Raw genomic sequence first — 17,110 nt, 5'->3', positions numbered from 1 at the left:
CCAGCCGCGTTACGCCGATCCGGAGGGTCATGGCGAACGGACTGACGTCTGCGGGGTACAACAACTCCCATGCGCCGGGGTCGCCAGCTTCCGGTGCCGCAGGTCCGGCTGCACTGCCTTTGGGCGGCGGTGCGCTGTTGGGTGGCAAGGTGTTGGGCGGCGCGGTGCAACTGCAGAAGAGGAGAACCGTCACCAACAGCGCGCCGACCAGCAGATGTCTTGGAGAGGAGTGCTCCACCTCGGCCTCCACGTGACAAACCCCGATAGGGCCGGCGGTCACTGCCGCCGGTGTCCGTAGTATGGCACGTCTGGTGCCCGCTCCATAGGGCAGGTCCGGTCACCCGGCAGGGGCCTCAGGCGGCAGCCCCCTGAAAGTGCTTCTCGATCAGCCCCTTGATGTCCTCGTGGCAGCCGCCGCAGCCTGTGCCCGCACGGGTGGCGGCGGAAACCTCGGCCACGGTGGAGCAGCCGCCGGCGACGGCGTCGGCAATCTTGCCTCCGCTCACGCCGGCGCAGCGGCACACCGTGCTCTCGGGGTCGCTGGAGGCGCCGGCCGACGCGAGCTGGTCGGGTCCGTCGAGGCGCAGGAGCAGGGACCGGTCTGCGGGCAGTTCGGCGCCGCGTTCGAAGAGTTGCACCAGTTCTCCTGCGGTGCGCGGCATGCCCACGGTGACCAGTCCTTCCAGCACCCCGCCGCGGGTGGTCATCTTCACGTAGCGCCCGTGTTCCGGGTCCGCCCACTGTGCGATCTGCAGGCGCGGCCTGCCGTTCACGGCCCCGGCCGTGAGGATTTCCTCATCCCAGGGATCCGCGGAGTTGTCCCCGGCCACAGCCATGTTCATGCCGCGGGCCTTCAGCACGATGACGCCGGGCTTTTCCTGGGGGAGCGGGGGCAGCGAGTCGGCGTCCTCCGCGTCACCCTCGGACAGCAGCAGGAGGTATTCGGCGAGCCATTCGGCCTGCCGCCAGCCGGGTCCCACCAGGCCGGACGGTGCCCGCGCGGTGCGGCACTCGATGCAGGCCGGATCCGGGCAGCGGACCTCGGCGCAGTCACCGATGGCGAAGATATGCGGCTCGTGGTGTGCGCGCAGCCGGTGGTCGACCAGGATGCCTGTCCCGGTGGAGAGCCCGCAGCCTTCGGCGAGCTCAATGCGCGGGCGGACGCCGCAGGACAGGACCAGCAGGTCGCCGTCGATCGCCGATCCGTCGTCGAGCAGCAAAGCCGAGAATCCGCCGTCGGCCGCGTTGTGCTCAATGCCCGTGGAACGGGCGTTGCCGGCCACCCGGACGCCGCAGTTGCGCAGGCTCGCCGCCAGCACGGCGCCGCCGCCGCGGTCGATGTTCCGGCCCAGCGGGTGGGGTCCGTTGTGAACCACGGTGACCGTGGCGCCCTCCTCCGCGGCCGCGAGGGCGGTCTCAAGCCCCAGCACGCCGCCGCCCAGGACCACCACGCGCTTGCGGCCTTCCACTGCCTGGCGCAGCACCTCGGCGTCCCGGAGGTCGCGGAGTGCCGTGACACCCGGCGGGAGGACGGGAGCGGCAGGGTCCGGGTTCAGCCCGGTGAGGTTGGGGACCACGGGCCGTGAACCGGTGGCAAAGACCAGCCGGTCATAGTGGGCGGAGGTGCCGTCGGAGAGGATGACGGACTGCCGTGCGCGGTCCACGCGCCGGACCTTCACGCCCAGCCTGACGTCCACGCCGTCGGCCACCAGTGCTGCGGCGTCGGCGAGGGCCAGGGCCTCGGGCGTGGTGCGGCCAACTCCCAGGTCGGCCACCAGCACGCGGTTGTACGCGGCCTCGGTTTCCTGGCCGATGACCGTCAGCCCCACCTGCCCGGCGCGCAGTGCCGGCAGCAGTTCGTCGACCAGCCGCGCCGCCACCGGACCGAATCCGACAATAACAATCTGCTCGCTCATGAGGCCTCCGCTGTCTGAAGAACACTGGTGCTCGGGGTGGCCGCTGCCAGCCGGACCCATACTTTGTTGTACTTGAATTCGGGCATCCCCGAGATGGGATCCGTGGCCGCTTCCGTGAGCCGGTTCGCGCTCTCCAGTTCGGGAAAGTGGAACGGCAGGAAGACGGTTTCGGGGCGGATGCCGGTGCTGAGCTCGGCCCGGCAGACCACTTCGCCGCGCTCATTCGCCACCGAGACCTGCGCGCCGTCCGTGATGCCCATGGCCGCGGCGGCCGCCGGATGGATCTGCATCCTGGCTTCGGGCTGCGAGGCCAGGAGTTCGGCCACCCGCCGCGTCTGGGCGCCCGACTGGTAGTGCTCCAGCAGACGGCCGGTGATGAGGGTCATGGGCTTGGCGGCAGGATCGGGGTTTGCCATCGGAGTACGACGGCGGCGGGGTGCCACCGGGGTCATGACCGCCTTGCCGTCGGCGTGGGCAAAGCTGTCCAGGAACATGCGCGGCGTTCCGGTGCTGCCGGCGGGGTAGGGCCAGTAGGCGGCCGCGCCGCTGTCCAGCATGGCGTAGTCGATGCCGGAGTAGTCCGCCGCGCCGCCGGCGGATGCCAGGCGCAGCTCCTCGAAGACCGTCTCCGGATCGTCGCTGTAGGTGGACGGTGCGTCCAGGGCCTCGGCCAGCCGGGCCATGATCCACAGCTCGCTGCGGGCGCCGGCGGGCGGCTGGATCGCCTGGCGGCGGCGGAGGACGCGGCCTTCGAGGTTGGTCAGCGTGCCTTCCTCCTCGGCCCACTGAAGGACCGGCAGGACGAGGTCGGCCTCGGCCGCGGTCTCGGACATGAAGAAGTCGCAGACCACCAGGAAGTCCAGGCTGCGGAGCCCGCGGATGACGGCGTTGGCGTCCGGCGAGGCGACCGCGATGTTGGAGGCGTGCACGAAAAGGCACCGGACGCCGTCGGGCTGTCCCAGTGATTTGAGCAGCTGCACGGCCGGCAGGCCGGGGCCCGGGATGAGCGACTCGGGAACGTTCCAGACCTTTGCCATGTGGGCGCGGGCAGCGGGGTCGGTGATCTTGCGGTAGCCGGGCAGCTGGTCGGCCTTCTGGCCGTGCTCGCGGCCGCCCTGGCCGTTGCCCTGGCCCGTGAGCGTGCCGTAGCCGCTGCGGGTGCTGCCGGGCAGGCCCAGCAGGAGGCTGAGGTTGATGGCTGCCGTGGCGGTGTCGGTACCGTCCACGTGCTGCTCCACGCCGCGGCCGGTGAGGATGTAGCTGCCGCCCTGGCGGGCGCCGCTGGCCAGCCGCCGGGCCGTCTCGCGGATGAGCTCGGCGGGAACGCCGGTGATGGACTGGACCCGCTCCGGCCAGTAGGCGTTGACGGACCGGACCACGGCATCGAAGCCGCCGGTGCGCGCCTGGATGTAGTCGGCGTCCAGGAGGCCCTCATGGATCACCACGTGGGAAATACCCAGCAGGAGCGTGAGGTCGGTGCCCGGAAGGGGCTGCAGGTGGAGGCCGCCGCCGTCGGAGGTGAACGCGGCCGTGGCGGAACGCCGCGGATCCACCACGATGAGGCCGCCGGCGTCGCGGACGCCCTGCAGGTGCTGGACGAACGGCGGCATGGTCTCGGCGACGTTGGAGCCGAGCATCAGGATGGTGCTGGCCGTATCCAGCGCCTCAAGCGGGAAGGGCAGCCCGCGGTCCAGGCCGAAGGCCCGCATGCCTGCGGCAGCCGCGGACGACATGCAGAACCGGCCGTTGTAGTCGATCCGCGAGGTGCCCAGCGCGAGGCGGGCGAACTTGCCCAGCTGGTAGGCCTTTTCGTTGGTGAGGCCGCCGCCGCCGAAGACGCCGACGGAGTCCGCACCGTACCTGGCGCGTGCGTCCTTGACGGCTGAGGTGACGCGGCCAAGTGCCTCGTCCCAGGAGATGGGGCGGAAGACGCCGTCGGGCCCCTTGAACATGGGCTCGGTGACGCGTCCGGGGTGCTGCAGGAGCGATGCCGACGTCCACCCCTTGCGGCACAGGCCGCCGCGGTTGGTGGGGAAGTCACGTCCGCTGACCTCGAGGGCGGGGCCCTCGATGCCCGGGGCTGGTTGTGCCGGCGCTGCCGGCACGGGGCCTGGCCCCGGCTGGGCAGCCGGGGCCAGGCCCGTAGCGGCCGGAACCGCAGGGGACTTGAGCGTCATGGCGCACTGCAGAGCGCAGTAAGGGCAGTGCGTGTCGGCGCTTTTGGTCATGTTAGACGTGTCCCATCGCGTTTCGGTTGGCGTTGCGGATGTAGCAGAACCAGCAGACGGTCAGCATCAGGGCGTACGCTCCGACGAAGCCGTAGAAGGCCGGGGTGTAGGAGCCGCTGGCCGTATTGGAGGCGTTCAGTACCTGCGGGATGACGAACCCGCCGTAGGCGCCGATGGCGGAGATCAGGCCGAGCGCCGAGGACGCGAGGCGCTGGGTCTGCACCGAGCTGGCTCCGGAGCGGGCCGCGCGGCTGGACGTCGCGAAGATCACCGGGATCATGCGGTAGGTGGCGCCGTTTCCGAAGCCGCTGGCCGTGAACAGCATCAGGAACAGGACCAGGAAGAGCCAGAAGTTCTTCAGCGGCAGCGTCCAGATCATTGTCAGCGTGATCACGGCCATGGCGGCGAAGGCCGACACGGTCATGCGTGCTCCGCCCATGCGGTCAGCCATGCGGCCGCCGTAGGGGCGGGCCAGGGAGCCGACCAGCGGGCCGAGGAAAGCCAGCGAGAGGGCCACGGCGCCAACGTGGATGGAGGAGAACGCCGGGAAGTAGTCCTTGATGAGCTTAGGGAACACGCCGGCGAAGCCGATGAAGGAGCCGAAGGTTCCGATGTACAGCAGGGCCATGACCCACAGGTGGGGTTCCTTGATGGCGGCGAGGGATCCCGCGACGTCGCCCTTGGCGCTCGTGAGGTTGTTCATGTACTTGTAGGCGCCGAAGGCTGCCAGGAGGATCAGCGGAACCCACATCAGACCGGCCACGGGCAGGTTGACGGTGCCGGCGGCCAGCAGCGTGATGGCGATCGGGACAGCAAGCTGCGCCACGGCTGCGCCGAGGTTGCCGCCGGCGGCGTTCAGGCCCAGTGCCCAGCCCTTTTCACGGGCGGGGTAGAAGAAGGTGATATTGGCCATCGAGCTGGCGAAGTTGCCCCCGCCAAAGCCGGCAAGTGCGGCCACGAACAGCATGACGCCGAACGGTGTTTCCGGATTGGAGACACACAGTGCCAGGCCGGTGGAAGGGATCAGGAGCAGCAGCGCCGAGACGATGGTCCAGTTGCGGCCGCCGAAACGCGGAACCATGAACGTGTAGGGAATCCGGAGCGTGGCACCCACGAGGCTCGGCATCGAAATCAGCCAGAAAATCTCGGAAGTGCTGAACGTGAATCCTGCGGTGGGAAGCTGGACTACGACGATGGACCAGAGCTGCCAGACGACGAAGCCGAGGAATTCGGCGAAGATGGACCAGTTGAGGTTGCGGCGCGCGATCGACCGGCCCTGGGATTCCCACTGGTGCCTGTTCTCGGCGTCCCAGTTGGCGATCCAGCGTCCGGGACGCTCTTCAAGGGCAGGTGCGTCGGTGGTTGTGGCGGCGGCAAGATCGAGGGAATTGTGGGTTCCGGCGTCTGCGGTGCGGTCAGCAGTCACGGTATACCTCCTTGGGGAATGTTGTCCTTCCAAGGTAGGGACAGCGCGTTTCGCAGACGGTCGCGGTTTGTTAACGTGCTGTGACATTTGCCTATCAGACCGCTTTGGGCGGCGTTAGGCTTGCTGGACGACCTCATGCTGAGACAACTCGAAAAGTCCGTATCATGGACCGCTTGTCCGTTCCGTGGACGGCGGGAACTAAGATTGAACTCTGTTTTATCCCTATGTTTGGAGGGACTTCCGAGCGAGGTCCGTCCAGTTCTCATGAAAGCGTCCCCACATGTCATCGCCTGCAACATCAACGGAACATGGCACCGCCAAACCGGTGAACTCCAAGGGCAAAGTGATCTTTGCCAGCCTCATCGGAACGACGATCGAGTTCTACGACTTCTACATCTACGCCACCGCATCGGTGCTGGTCTTCCCCAAGCTGTTCTTCCCCCAGGCAACGGAGATCAACGCCCTCCTGAGCTCGTTCGCGATCTTCGGGGTCGCATTCATCGCCCGGCCCATCGGCTCGGTCCTGTTCGGGCACTTCGGCGACAAGTTCGGCCGTAAGGGCACCCTGGTGGCCTCGCTCCTCACCATGGGCCTTGCCACCTTCTTCATCGGCCTGCTGCCCACTGCCACCGTCGCCGGCTGGACGATCCTGGCGCCGCTGCTGCTGGTGCTGCTGCGCTTCGCCCAGGGCCTGGCGCTGGGCGGTGAGTGGTCCGGCGCCGCGCTCCTGGCCACCGAGAACGCACCCAAGGGCAAGCGCGCCGTCTACGGAACCTTCCCGCAGCTCGGCGCCCCCATCGGCTTCATCCTGGCCAACCTGCTCTTCATCTGGTTCAACGCTGCCCTCACCCCCGAGGAATTCATCGCCTGGGGCTGGCGGGTTCCGTTCCTGCTCAGCGCCGTGCTGGTGATCGTGGGCCTCTACGTCCGGCTGAAGCTCGTGGAGAGCGTCTCCTTCCAGAATGTCCTTAAGGAAGACAAGGTGGCAAAGGTCCCCTTCACCGCCACCTTCAAGAGCCACTGGCGGCCGGTCCTGGCCGGAACCTTCATCATGCTGGCCACGTACGTGCTCTTCTACATCATGACGTCCTTCACCCTGACCTACGGCACCAAGCCCGCGTCCGTCCAGGCCGCGCAGGCTGCCGGCGAAAAGGCAGGCAAGCCGATGTCCGCCGCCGAGGTGGCCAACTTCGTTCCCGGCCTGGGCGTTTCCCGCGGCGACTTCCTTTGGATGCTGATCCTCGGCGTCGTCTTCTTCGGTATCTTCACCCTCGTGTCCGGTCCGCTGGCCGAGAAGTGGGGCCGCCGCAAGTTCCTCATGGGCGTCACCGCAGGCATCTTCGTGTTCGGCGCGCTGTGGTTCACCATGTTCGGCCCCGGCCCTGGCGCAGCAATCGTCGGACTCATCATCGGCTTCACGCTGATGGGACTCACCTTCGGCCCGATGGCCGCGATCCTGCCCGAGCTGTTCCCGTCCAATGTGCGGTACACCGGCTCAGCCGTGGCCTACAACCTTTCCAGCGTTATCGGCGCCGCTCCGGCGTCGTTCATCGCCATTGCCCTGTGGCAGGCAGCCGGCGGCAGCACGTGGCTGGTCGGCGTGTACATGGCCGCGGCCGCGGTGCTGACGTTCATTGCCCTGTGGCTCACCCGCGAAACCAAGGACACGGACTACGAGAACAACGTGGCCTGATCCCAGGTTTAGCTGCGGAAACGAAAATGCCCGGTGTGAATCACACCGGGCATTTTCATGTTCTCCAATAAGCGCTTAGTCCTCGATCGTCGCGATCACGGCACCGGCGGCCACCGTCTGGCCCGCCGCGGCGGACAGGCCGGTGATGGTGCCGGCACGGTGCGCGGTCAGCGGCTGTTCCATCTTCATCGCCTCAAGGACGACGACGAGATCACCTTCGGCGACGACGTCGCCATCGGCCACGGCCACCTTAACAATCGTTCCCTGCATGGGGGAGGTCAGGGCGTTGCCGCCCGCGGCGGCGGTGGCGGCGCCGGTGCGGCCGCGCTTCTTGGACTTGGCCGGCTTCGCTCCGGCCGCTGCCGCCCCGCTGAAGCCCAGGCTGGCCGGGAGTGCCACCTCGAGGCGCTTGCCGCCCACTTCCACCACCACGGTGCGGCGCTCAGCGGCGTCCTCACCTTCCGGTGCGGCGCCGTTGGGCGTCCAGGCGGGAAGGTCATTGACGAATTCGGTTTCGATCCAGCGGGTGTGGACGCTGAACGGACCCTCCGCCGGCGCGAATGCCGGGTTGCTGACCACGGCCAGGTCGAAGGGGATGACGGTGGGAATGCCTTCCACCACCATCTCCTCGAGGGCGCGGCGGGCGCGCTGCAGGGCCTGCGGGCGGTTCGCTCCGGTGACGATCAGCTTGGACAGCATGGAGTCGAAGTTGCCGCTGATGACGTCGCCCTCTTCGATGCCGGAGTCAATGCGGATGCCGGGGCCGGTGGGGTTTTTCAGGGTGCTCACGGTGCCCGGTGCGGGCATGAAGTTGCGGCCCGGGTCCTCGCCGGTGATGCGGAACTCGAAGGAGTGGCCGCGCACCTCGGGGTCGCCGTAGCCCAGCTCCTCGCCGCGGGCCAGGCGGAACTGCTCGCGGACCAGGTCGATGCCGGTGACTTCCTCAGAGACGCAGTGCTCCACCTGCAGGCGGGTGTTGACCTCGAGGAAGGAGATGGTACCGTCCTGGCCGACGAGGAACTCGCAGGTTCCGGCGCCGAGGTAGCCGGCTTCCTTCAGGATGGCCTTGGACGATTCGTAGAGGCGCTGGTTCTGCTCCGCCGTCAGGAACGGTGCCGGGGCCTCCTCCACGAGCTTCTGGTTGCGGCGCTGGAGTGAGCAGTCGCGGGTGGAGACGACCACCACGTTGCCGTACGCGTCGGCGAGGCACTGGGTTTCGACGTGGCGCGGGGCGTCAAGGAACCGCTCGATGAAGCATTCGCCGCGGCCAAAGGCTGCAGTGGCCTCGCGGACGGCGGAATCGAAGAGCTCGGGGATTTCCTCGCGGGTGCGGGCCACCTTGATGCCGCGGCCGCCGCCGCCGAAGGCCGCCTTGATGGCGATGGGCAGGCCGAATTTGTCGGCGAATTCCAGGATCTCGTCGGCGGACTCAACGGGGTCGGCGGTGCCGGGCACCTGCGGGGCACCCACCTTCTCGGCGATGTGGCGGGCCTGGACCTTGTCGCCCAGCGCGGAGATGGCTTCCGGCGAGGGGCCGATCCAGGTGATGCCGGCGTCGATGACCTTCGCTGCGAACTGGGCATTCTCGGACAGGAAGCCGTAGCCGGGGTGGATGGCGTCGGCGCCGGACTGGCGGGCTATCTCGATCAGTTTGTCCATCACGAGGTAGGACTCGGCTGCCGTGTTGCCGCCCAGGGCGAACGCTTCGTCGGCGAGCTTGACGTGCAGGGCATCCCGGTCAGGATCGGCGTAGACGGCGACGGAGGCGATGCCCTCGTCCCGTGCTGCCCGGATGATGCGAACGGCGATTTCACCGCGGTTCGCGATCAGAACCTTGGTGAGTTTTGAATGCACTGGACCTGCGGACTGCTCCGGCTTTACTGACAAGGCGTCTCCTTCTTTCCTTCAGGGAGCCTAGCCTGATTTTGAGGATTCCGCTGATATTACTGGCGGAATCCGCGTGTAAGAGGCCAAGCCTTTGTAGGGAAGCTACAACTCCCCGGGATTTGCCGAGCCGGGCAGGTCCTGCCAGAACTCGGTGATGCTCACGTTCGCCTGGGCCAGCAGGGAGCGCAGCGTGGATACCGACAGTCCGACGACGGCGTGCGGGTCGCCGTCGACTTTCCGGATGAAGGCGCCGCCCAGGCCATCGATCGTGAAGGATCCGGCGCAGTGCAGCGGCTCGCCGGTGGCGATGTAGGCGTCGATCTCTGCGAGCTGCATCTCCATGAAGTGCACCTCCGCGGAGGCGACGCTGCCCAGCGTGGCGCCGGAGCCGCCGTCGTCGTCCGTGTCCCGGCAGTCCACCAGCCAGTGGCCGGTGTGCAGGACCCCGCTGCTGCCGCTCATCCGCAGCATCCGCTGCCGGGCAACGTCCACGGTGTACGGCTTGCCGTGCGACTCGCCGTCGAACTCGAACACGGAGTCGCAGCCGAGCACCAGGGCCCCTTCGGCTTCCGGTAGGGAGGCGACGGCCTCAGCCTTGGCGCGGGCCAGGAGCAGGGCGGTGTCGTGCGGATCGGTGACGCCGTAGCGTTCCTGCACGGCGTCCTCGTCGACGTCGGACACGAGGACCTCGTGTTCGATGCCTGCCTCAGTCAGGAGTTTGGTGCGGGCGGGGGACTGCGAGGCAAGAATGAGGCGGGTCACGGCTCCAGCCTAGTACGTTCAGAAAGCGACACCGGTGGCGGCGTGCCCCATCCGCGGACCCTCTCACGCAGCCGATGCCGGCCAGGGTGCCGGTCACACGCCCTGTTGGTCTGTAGGTGGGTGTTCGGCCACGCAGAAGAGGTTCCCCTCCCGATCAGCAAGAGTGGTCCACTGCACGTGTGGGAATTCGTCCAGGACATCCCATTGGTACGTGGCCCTGAGGCTGAGGAGGCGTTCGACCTCGGCCTGTCGTGACCCCCAGGGGACGGTCAGGTCCAGGTGGAACGCCTGGTGCTCGGGGCGCGGACCGGTCACGGGCTGGAAGAACATAGCGAACCCTCCGGGGCCGGCGGGTGGCAGGTAGACGCTGTCACCACCGGGTGAAGGCACGGCGCCGGTGACGGACGCCCAAAATTCGGCAAGTGCGGCTGGATTCCGGGCCTCTAAGTTGATTGCACCAAGGGTGATCGGGGGAGTCGTCATGGTCGCAACGCTAGCAGGACCCCCTGACAGCCTCCCGTTTGCCGCCCGCCGGTTCAAAGGATCGGCGGGCGGCTTCGCACTACTGAGTGATCCCGCGTTGGTTCAGCGGGCGGCAACCTCCGCGGGCTCAGCGTCCGGCTCAGAGTCGGGCGCGGCCACCGTCACCGGTGCGTGCTCCCGGAGCCTCGCCCCTTCCACGTCAACGTCCGGCAGTATGCGGTCCAGCCAGCGCGGCAGCCACCAGGCTTTGTCGCCGAGAAGGTACATGACTGCCGGGACGATCGTCATGCGCACCACGAAGGCGTCAACCAGCACGCCGAACGCCATCGCAAAGCCGAGCGGCCGGACCATGTTCAGGTGCGAGAAGATGAAGCCCGCGAAGACACTGACCATGATGATGGCCGCGGCGGTGACCACCGCCGAGGCGTGGCTGAAGCCGGAGCGGACGGCGTGCTTGGCGGACTCGCCGTGCATGAAGGATTCACGCATGCCCGAGGCGATGAACACCTGGTAGTCCATGGCCAGCCCGAACAGCACGCCGATCAGGATGATCGGCAGGAAGCTCAGCACGGCGCCGGGGTTGTCGACGCCGAACACGGTACCCAGCCAGCCCCACTGGTAGACGGCCACCACGGCGCCGAATGCGGCCGCCAGCGAGAGCAGGAAGCCGCCGGTCGCAAGCAGCGGCACCACGATCGAGCGGAATACCAGCAGCAGCAGGATCAGCGAGAGGCCTACCACGATGGCCAGGTACGACGGCAGAGCGTCGCCCAGCTTCGCAGAAACATCAACATTGCCTGCCGTCTGGCCCGTAAGGCCGATGCTGACGCCGGTGGAGTCCTTGATCTCGGCCCTCTCGGCACGGATGTCGGAAACCACGTTCACGGTGCTGGCGCTGGCCGGACCCTCCTTCGGAATGACCTGGAACACTGCCGTTCCGCGGTCCTCGCTCAGTGCCACCGGAATGGCCGCAGTGACGTTCTCCGTCTTGCGCAGGATGTCAGCGACGTCCAGTTGCTTGGCCGTTGCTTCCGTTTCGTTCAGGCCGTCCGGCAAGTCACCCACCACGATGATCGGTCCGGTCATGCCCTCGCCGAAGCTGCGCTTGGTGGCGTCATAGGCCTTGAAGGCCTGGGAATCGACAGGTTCGGAGCCGCCGTCCGGCAGGGCGAGCCGCAGCTGGGCGGCGGGCAGGGCCACAATGCCCAGCGCCAGGACGCCGGCGAGCATGGCCAGAACCGGGTGCCGGGTGACCAGCCCGCCCCAGCCGTGGCTGCTGCGGTGCTCGTCCTTGGCGCGGTCCTCGGCCTCGCGGTTGGGGTCGGCATGATGCTTCGCCGCCTTGGCCCAGGCCCGCCTGGAGATCAGCTTCCTGCCCACGAGGGAGAGGATCGCGGGCGTCAGCGTCAGTGCGACGAGGACGGCCACCGCGACGGTCCCGGCCGCGGACACGCCCATGACCCCGAGGAACGGAAGGCCCGGGACCACCAGCGCGGCGAGGGCGATGATGACCGTCAGGCCGGCGAAGAGCACGGCGTTGCCGGAGGTTCCGGTGGCACGGGCCACCGACTCTCCGGCGTCCATGCCTGCCAGCAGCTGCCCGCGGTGGCGGTTGACGATGAACAGCGAATAGTCAATGCCGACCGCGAGCCCCAGCATGAGGGCGAGCATCGGGGAGATGGAGCTCATATCGATGACACTGCTCAGTGCCATGGTGGCGCCGACGCCCACCGCCACGCCGATCACGGCCATCAGCAGCGGCAGCCCGGCGGCGACGAGTGTCCCGAGCATGATGATCAGGACCAGTGCCGCGACGGCGATGCCGATGATCTCAGCCACGCCGAAGATCTCGGAGACGTCCTCGCTGATTTCCTTACTGGGCAGCGCGGTGACCCCGGCCGGGGAGACTTCCTGCACGATGTCCTGGACCTCCTGGCGCACCTTCGGGTCCAGCCCGTTGATGGAGGTCTTGAACTGCACCTGCGCTATGGCAGCCTTGCCGTCTTCCGAGACGAAACGCAATCCCTGCGACGCTTCGACCTGGCGCTTGGCCAGTGCCAGCCTGGCTGCGCCCGCGGCCGCTTCCCTGGTGCCGGCGTCGAGCTTTGCCTGCCCGGCGGCCAAACCGGCCTTCTGCTGACCCAGCTGGGCCTCGATGGCCTGCGCCGGGAGTCCGGCAGCAGTCATCTGCGCCTCAGCCGCGGCCAGCTGTTCCTTGCCGGCAGCCAGCCCGGCGGCGGCCTTATCCAGTTCGGCCTTGCCCGCGGCTGCCTTGGCCTCGCCCGCGGCCAGAACTTCCGCAGCCTTGTCCAGCTGGGCCTGGGTGGCGAACGGGTCGACGGTTCCCCGGACGTCCGGAAGGGCCTCAAGCTTGGTCAGGGCGGCGGACACTGCGTCCTTGCCGGCCTGGCTGAACTGGGCGTCGTTTGCCTGGAAGACAACCCCGGCAGAGCCTCCCGACGACGCGGGCAGCTCCTTCTGGAGCTTGTCGGCCATCTGCTGGGTTTCGGTGCCTGGAATCTGGAAGTTGTTGGACAGCGTGCCGTGAAAGGCCGCCGCGGCGCCGCCGACGGCCAGCAGGATCGCCAGCCAGATTGAGACGACGAGCCACCGGTGACGATAGGAAAACTTGCCAAGGCGGTACAGGAGAAGTGCCATGTCAGGACCGTTCTGCGTTGCGGATGGAGGGATTGGCGGAAGATTCAGTCGGATCCGTTGGGGGCCCGGAGAAACCTGATCCGAGGAGGCCCATCGAATCGATGAGCAGCTGGCGGAGGATGGCCAGAGACTCGGGGGAGAGGTCGGGGCCGCAGCGGCGGAACCACACGTCCATCGCGGCCTTGCCACAGGAGACGACCGAACCTGCAAGGGCCCGGACGTAGAGTTCGTCCGGTTCGGCCTCGGGCCCCCGCGGGGAACGCTCCCGGGCCGCAGCAACAATCTGCTCGGTGCAGTGGTCCCAGGCCTCCAGCTCGGAGCGCGCCATCAGGGGATTGCCCTGGGTCAGGCCGAACAGCTCGGCCAGCGGAGCCACCGTCATGGGATCCGCCAGTTCCACCAGGGCGGCGCGGGCCGACTCGAGGATGGGTTCGTCCGCCGGGCGACGCCGGAACTGCTCGAGGGCGCTGTCCAGGAAGCCGTTGGTCACAGACGCGATCGCGGCTTCCGTGCTGCTGAAGTAATTGAAGAAGGTCCGCCGTGAGATGCCCGCCGCTTCGGCAATGTCCTCGACCGTGAAGTTGCCGGGGCCGTTCTGCCGCAGGAGGGCAAGCGTTGACCCGGTGATCGCCTGCCGGGTGGCAGCCTTGTTCAGCTCGCGCCGGGAAACCGGCCCGCCGTCGGCCGGCACAGAACCCGGCGTGGGGGACGAGGGGGAAGTGGAAGTGGACACGCAGTTACACTACGTGCAAGTTTGCACTCTGCGCAACTGGGCTTGGAGTGCTTCACAGCTTGCCCCGCCACATTCACAGCGCCTTCACAGCCAGGCCAAAGCTGTTCTTGAGGAGGATGGTGCATCCTGTTGTCGTAGCCGGCACGGCGGCAATGATGCCTCAAGGCCGGCGAATCGAGGAGCGGACCATGGAGCGTTCAAAGAAAGTGGCTCTCGGACTGGGCGCGACTGCCTTGGCACTTGGCACAGGATTCGGTGTTACCGGCATTGCAGACGCGACAACGGCCACTCCCGCACCCACCCCCACATCAAGCAGCCCATCCAGCGGTCCCGACTACGGGCTGCGTCTCGACGGCGGACGGCACGGACATGGACATGGGGACGGGCGCGGTCACGGGGTCCTCAAGGCGGACGCCGCGGCGCTCGCGGCCAAGCTGGGCGTGGACCAGGCCAAGCTGGAGGATGCGCTCAGGGCATTCCGCGAGGCAAACCGTCCGCCCGCCCGGAATGCAGACGGCGCCAAGCCGGACAGGGCGGCCAGGGAGGCGGCGCTGGCAGCATCGCTGGCCAAATCCCTGGGCATCGATGAGGCCAAGGTCAAAGCCGCACTCGACGAACTCCGCACCCAGGCGCAGGCAGACCGTGCGGCAGCCCTGAAGAGCCGGCTCGATCAGGCGGTGAAGGACGGCATGCTCACCCAGGCCGAAGCGGACGCCGTCACGAAGGCCGTGGAAAAGGGTGTGATCGGCGGCCGCTAGAGCCCCGGGCGAGCGGGCGGGGAACCGTTCCGGGCTGCGCGCGCCTGTGCGGACGCCGAGTCAGCCAGTGCGCTCGACGGCGGCGAGGATCGCCGCTCCGAGCTCCGCGGGCCTGGTGAACTGGGGCCAGTGCCCGGTGGGAAGGTCCACGAGTTCCACATCCCGGATGCGGGCGAGCTCCTCAACGTAGGGGTGCCCGGCGTCCATCCACTCCGTCAGCAATGAGGACGGGAACTCGCAGGCGATCACCGTGGCAGGGACGTCGTAGCGGCGCACATCGTGAAGGTGCTGCTTGTCGCAGGCCACAGCCTTTGGCTGCGGGATGGACCGTGCACGGAATGCATCGCGAAGCCCGTCGTCGAGGTCGGTGAGGTCGGCGTCGTCGAACACGTCCCACGAGGGCAGGGGGATCTCATCACCGTCAGCCGGCAGTTCATCATTGATGACGCCGCCCTCGCCGAGCGGTCCGCTGTCAACGTATACCGCCCGGACCACGCGGTCCGGGCGTTCGTCCACGGCGCCATGGATGATGGCACCTCCACCGGAGTGGCCAACGAGGACCAGCGGCCCCTCGATGCCGTCAATGGCTTCCACAACTGCGTTGATGTGGTCGCGGAGCCCGATGCCGGAACGCTTGGCGTCCTTTGCTTCGAGCCCCGGGAGGGTCAGTGCGTGGATCTGGTGGCCGGCCTCCACGAGCGGCGGAGTGACGCCGGACCAGGATGAACCATCGAGCCAGAAACCGGGAACCAGAATGATGTCCATGCCGGTACCCTACCCTTGCTGCCTGCCGCCGGGGGGCTCATTTGGGCGGCCGGACTTAAATGGGTGTGCCCCGGGGACGCCAGTTCAGGAATCCACGGGGCGCACCCATTCGACGGCGATCAGGCTTTCGACTCAGCCAGCTCACGCTCGACGGCGGCGGGGGCCTCTTCCTCGCGGAAGGCCTCCCCGGTGCGCGGTGCGTTGTAGAGGGTTTCGTCGAGGATCCCCTGGCGCTTGGCCACAATGGCGGGCACGAGTGCCTGGCCGGCCACGTTGACGGCCGTGCGGCCCATGTCCAGGATGGGGTCGATGGCCAGCAGGAGTCCGACGCCGGCCAGGGGCAGTCCCAGCGTGGAGAGGGTCAGTGTGAGCATAACGACGGCGCCGGTGGTTCCCGCCGTCGCAGCGGACCCGAGGACGGAGACCAGTGCGATCAGCAGGTACTGGCTGAAGTCGAGCTGGACCCCGAAGAACTGGGCCACGAAAATCGCGGCGACGGCCGGGTAGATCGCCGCGCAGCCGTCCATCTTGGTGGTGGCGCCCAGCGGAACGGCGAAGGAGGCGTAGCCGCGGGGGACGCCGAGGTTGCGCTCGGTGACGCGCTGGGTCAGCGGCAGCGTGCCGATGGAGGAGCGGGACACGAAGGCCAGCTGGACGGCCGGCCACACGCCGGAGAAGTACTGCCTGACCGACAGGCCGTGGGAGCGGACCAGGACAGGGTAGACACCGAACAGCACCAGGGCGAGGCCGATGTAGATGGCAACGGTGAACTTGCCCAGCGAGCCGATGGTGTCCCAGCCGTAAACGGCCACCGCGTTGCCGATCAGGCCCACGGTGCCCAGCGGTGCGACGCGGATGATCCACCACAGCACCTTCTGGATGACGGCCAGTGCAGAGGCGTTGAGGGCCAGGAACGGCTCGGCCTGCTTGCCCACCTTGAGGGCGGCAACGCCGACGGCGATGGCGATCACCAGGATCTGCAGCACGTTGAAGCTCACGGAGGTGGTCACGGCGCCGGAGTCCGTGACCGTGGAGCTGGCGCCAAGGCCCAGGAAGTTCTTCGGGAACAGCCCGATGAGGAACGCCCACCAGTCGCCCTGCTTGCCGTCGTACTCTGCGTCGCCGGAGATCCCGGTGTTGGCGCCCGGCTGCAGGAGCACGCCCAGGCCGATGCCGATCAGCACGGCGACCAGCGACGTGATGGCAAACCACAGCAGCGTGTTCCAGGCGAGCCGTGCCGCGTTGGAGACCTCGCGGAGATTGGAAATGGAACTCACCACGGCGGTAAAGATCAGCGGCACGACGGCGGTCTGCAGCAGCGACACGTAGCTGGAGCCGATGGTCTGCAGTGTGGCGCCCAGCCCGTTGGGGTTCGCCTTGGTGCTGCCGGTGTACTTGGCCAGCAGGCCAAGGCCCAGCCCGACGATCAGGGCCGCGATGATCTGGAAGCCGAAGGAACCTGCCCACCGGGGCAGCTGGAAACCGGGACGCCCGGCCGTGGATGAAGTGGTTTGATTGCTCACCACAACAAGCTAGGCCGCGCAAAATACAGCTTCCAGCGGACATTGAGAAATATTACGCGGCCGTAGGGTGCCCAGGGTGCCGTAATGCCCGGAAAATCGGCGTCACACCGCACTTTCATGAAGTTATTCCCTCCGCGCGTGTGGCCAACATCTCGCCCATGAGGGTGGAGTTTTTGTCCAGATACCCTCTGCGTCAGGCTGGTTGTGAGTCATTCATTTGTAGTGAAGGAGCAGCCGCGTGTCGTGGAGAAGCCAGGGTTTTACTCGTGAGGAGATTC

At 67.6% G+C, this 17,110-nt stretch carries 12 protein-coding genes; 2 read left to right on the top strand and 10 right to left on the bottom strand.

The annotated features are described in order from the left end of the window. Positions 1–353: 353 nt before the first annotated feature. From ACFRAU_RS15450 to ACFRAU_RS15440, 3 genes are read right to left on the bottom strand one after another with little or no spacing between them, the layout of a single operon-like run. Entirely contained in the window at positions 354–1,916 is a 1,563-nt protein-coding gene (locus ACFRAU_RS15450) for an FAD-dependent oxidoreductase (RefSeq protein ID WP_378000584.1), read from the bottom strand. Next, positions 1,913–4,144 carry a molybdopterin oxidoreductase family protein gene (locus tag ACFRAU_RS15445; protein WP_378000583.1) on the bottom strand — a complete coding sequence of 744 codons (2,232 nt, stop codon included), beginning with the start codon at positions 4,142–4,144 and terminating at the stop codon, positions 1,913–1,915. Before ACFRAU_RS15445 ends, ACFRAU_RS15450 begins: the two co-directional genes overlap by 4 nt. Position 4,145: 1 nt before the next feature. Then, a complete protein-coding gene (locus tag ACFRAU_RS15440; RefSeq protein ID WP_378000582.1) occupies positions 4,146–5,570 on the bottom strand; it encodes an MFS transporter in 1,425 nt (474 codons plus the stop codon). 280 nt (positions 5,571–5,850) lie between these two features. Here ACFRAU_RS15440 and ACFRAU_RS15435 point away from each other — a divergent pair, with 280 nt between their 5' ends. Continuing rightward, on the top strand, positions 5,851–7,263 hold the full coding sequence (locus ACFRAU_RS15435) for an MFS transporter (protein ID WP_378000581.1): 1,413 nt from the start codon (positions 5,851–5,853) through the stop codon (positions 7,261–7,263). A gap of 75 nt (positions 7,264–7,338) precedes the next feature. Here ACFRAU_RS15435 and ACFRAU_RS15430 read toward each other — a convergent pair whose 3' ends face one another. From ACFRAU_RS15430 to ACFRAU_RS15410, 5 genes are all read right to left on the bottom strand, one after another. Further along, the gene (locus tag ACFRAU_RS15430; protein ID WP_378000580.1) at positions 7,339–9,150 is read right to left on the bottom strand and encodes an acetyl/propionyl/methylcrotonyl-CoA carboxylase subunit alpha; all 1,812 of its coding nucleotides are present in this window, start codon (positions 9,148–9,150) and stop codon (positions 7,339–7,341) included. A 102-nt stretch (positions 9,151–9,252) separates the two neighbouring features. Continuing rightward, positions 9,253–9,912, bottom strand: coding sequence for a Maf family protein (locus ACFRAU_RS15425; protein WP_377994089.1), 660 nt, complete (start codon positions 9,910–9,912; stop codon positions 9,253–9,255). 93 nt (positions 9,913–10,005) lie between these two features. Beyond that, positions 10,006–10,395, bottom strand: a complete 390-nt coding sequence (locus tag ACFRAU_RS15420; RefSeq protein ID WP_378000579.1) for a VOC family protein — start codon at positions 10,393–10,395, stop codon at positions 10,006–10,008. Positions 10,396–10,497: 102 nt separating this feature from the next. After that, positions 10,498–13,053 carry an MMPL family transporter gene (locus ACFRAU_RS15415; RefSeq protein ID WP_378000578.1) on the bottom strand — a complete coding sequence of 852 codons (2,556 nt, stop codon included), beginning with the start codon at positions 13,051–13,053 and terminating at the stop codon, positions 10,498–10,500. 1 nt (position 13,054) lies between these two features. After that, the gene (locus ACFRAU_RS15410) at positions 13,055–13,786 is read right to left on the bottom strand and encodes a TetR/AcrR family transcriptional regulator (protein WP_378000577.1); all 732 of its coding nucleotides are present in this window, start codon (positions 13,784–13,786) and stop codon (positions 13,055–13,057) included. A 188-nt stretch (positions 13,787–13,974) separates the two neighbouring features. Here ACFRAU_RS15410 and ACFRAU_RS15405 point away from each other — a divergent pair, with 188 nt between their 5' ends. Further along, complete coding sequence (locus tag ACFRAU_RS15405; RefSeq protein ID WP_378000576.1) at positions 13,975–14,544, top strand: hypothetical protein; 570 nt, start codon at positions 13,975–13,977, stop codon at positions 14,542–14,544. A 60-nt stretch (positions 14,545–14,604) separates the two neighbouring features. Here ACFRAU_RS15405 and ACFRAU_RS15400 read toward each other — a convergent pair whose 3' ends face one another. Next, positions 14,605–15,309, bottom strand: a complete 705-nt coding sequence (locus ACFRAU_RS15400) for an alpha/beta fold hydrolase (RefSeq protein ID WP_377994094.1) — start codon at positions 15,307–15,309, stop codon at positions 14,605–14,607. A gap of 119 nt (positions 15,310–15,428) precedes the next feature. After that, positions 15,429–16,832, bottom strand: a complete 1,404-nt coding sequence (locus tag ACFRAU_RS15395; RefSeq protein ID WP_378000575.1) for a dicarboxylate/amino acid:cation symporter — start codon at positions 16,830–16,832, stop codon at positions 15,429–15,431. Between the last annotated feature and the right edge of the window lie 278 nt (positions 16,833–17,110).

The sequence above is a fragment of the Arthrobacter sp. NPDC056691 genome, assembly GCF_042791415.1.
Classification (GTDB): domain Bacteria; phylum Actinomycetota; class Actinomycetes; order Actinomycetales; family Micrococcaceae; genus Arthrobacter.
The sequence above is the reverse complement of the archived record's forward strand: the minus strand, read 5'-3'. Positions and strand labels throughout refer to the sequence as shown.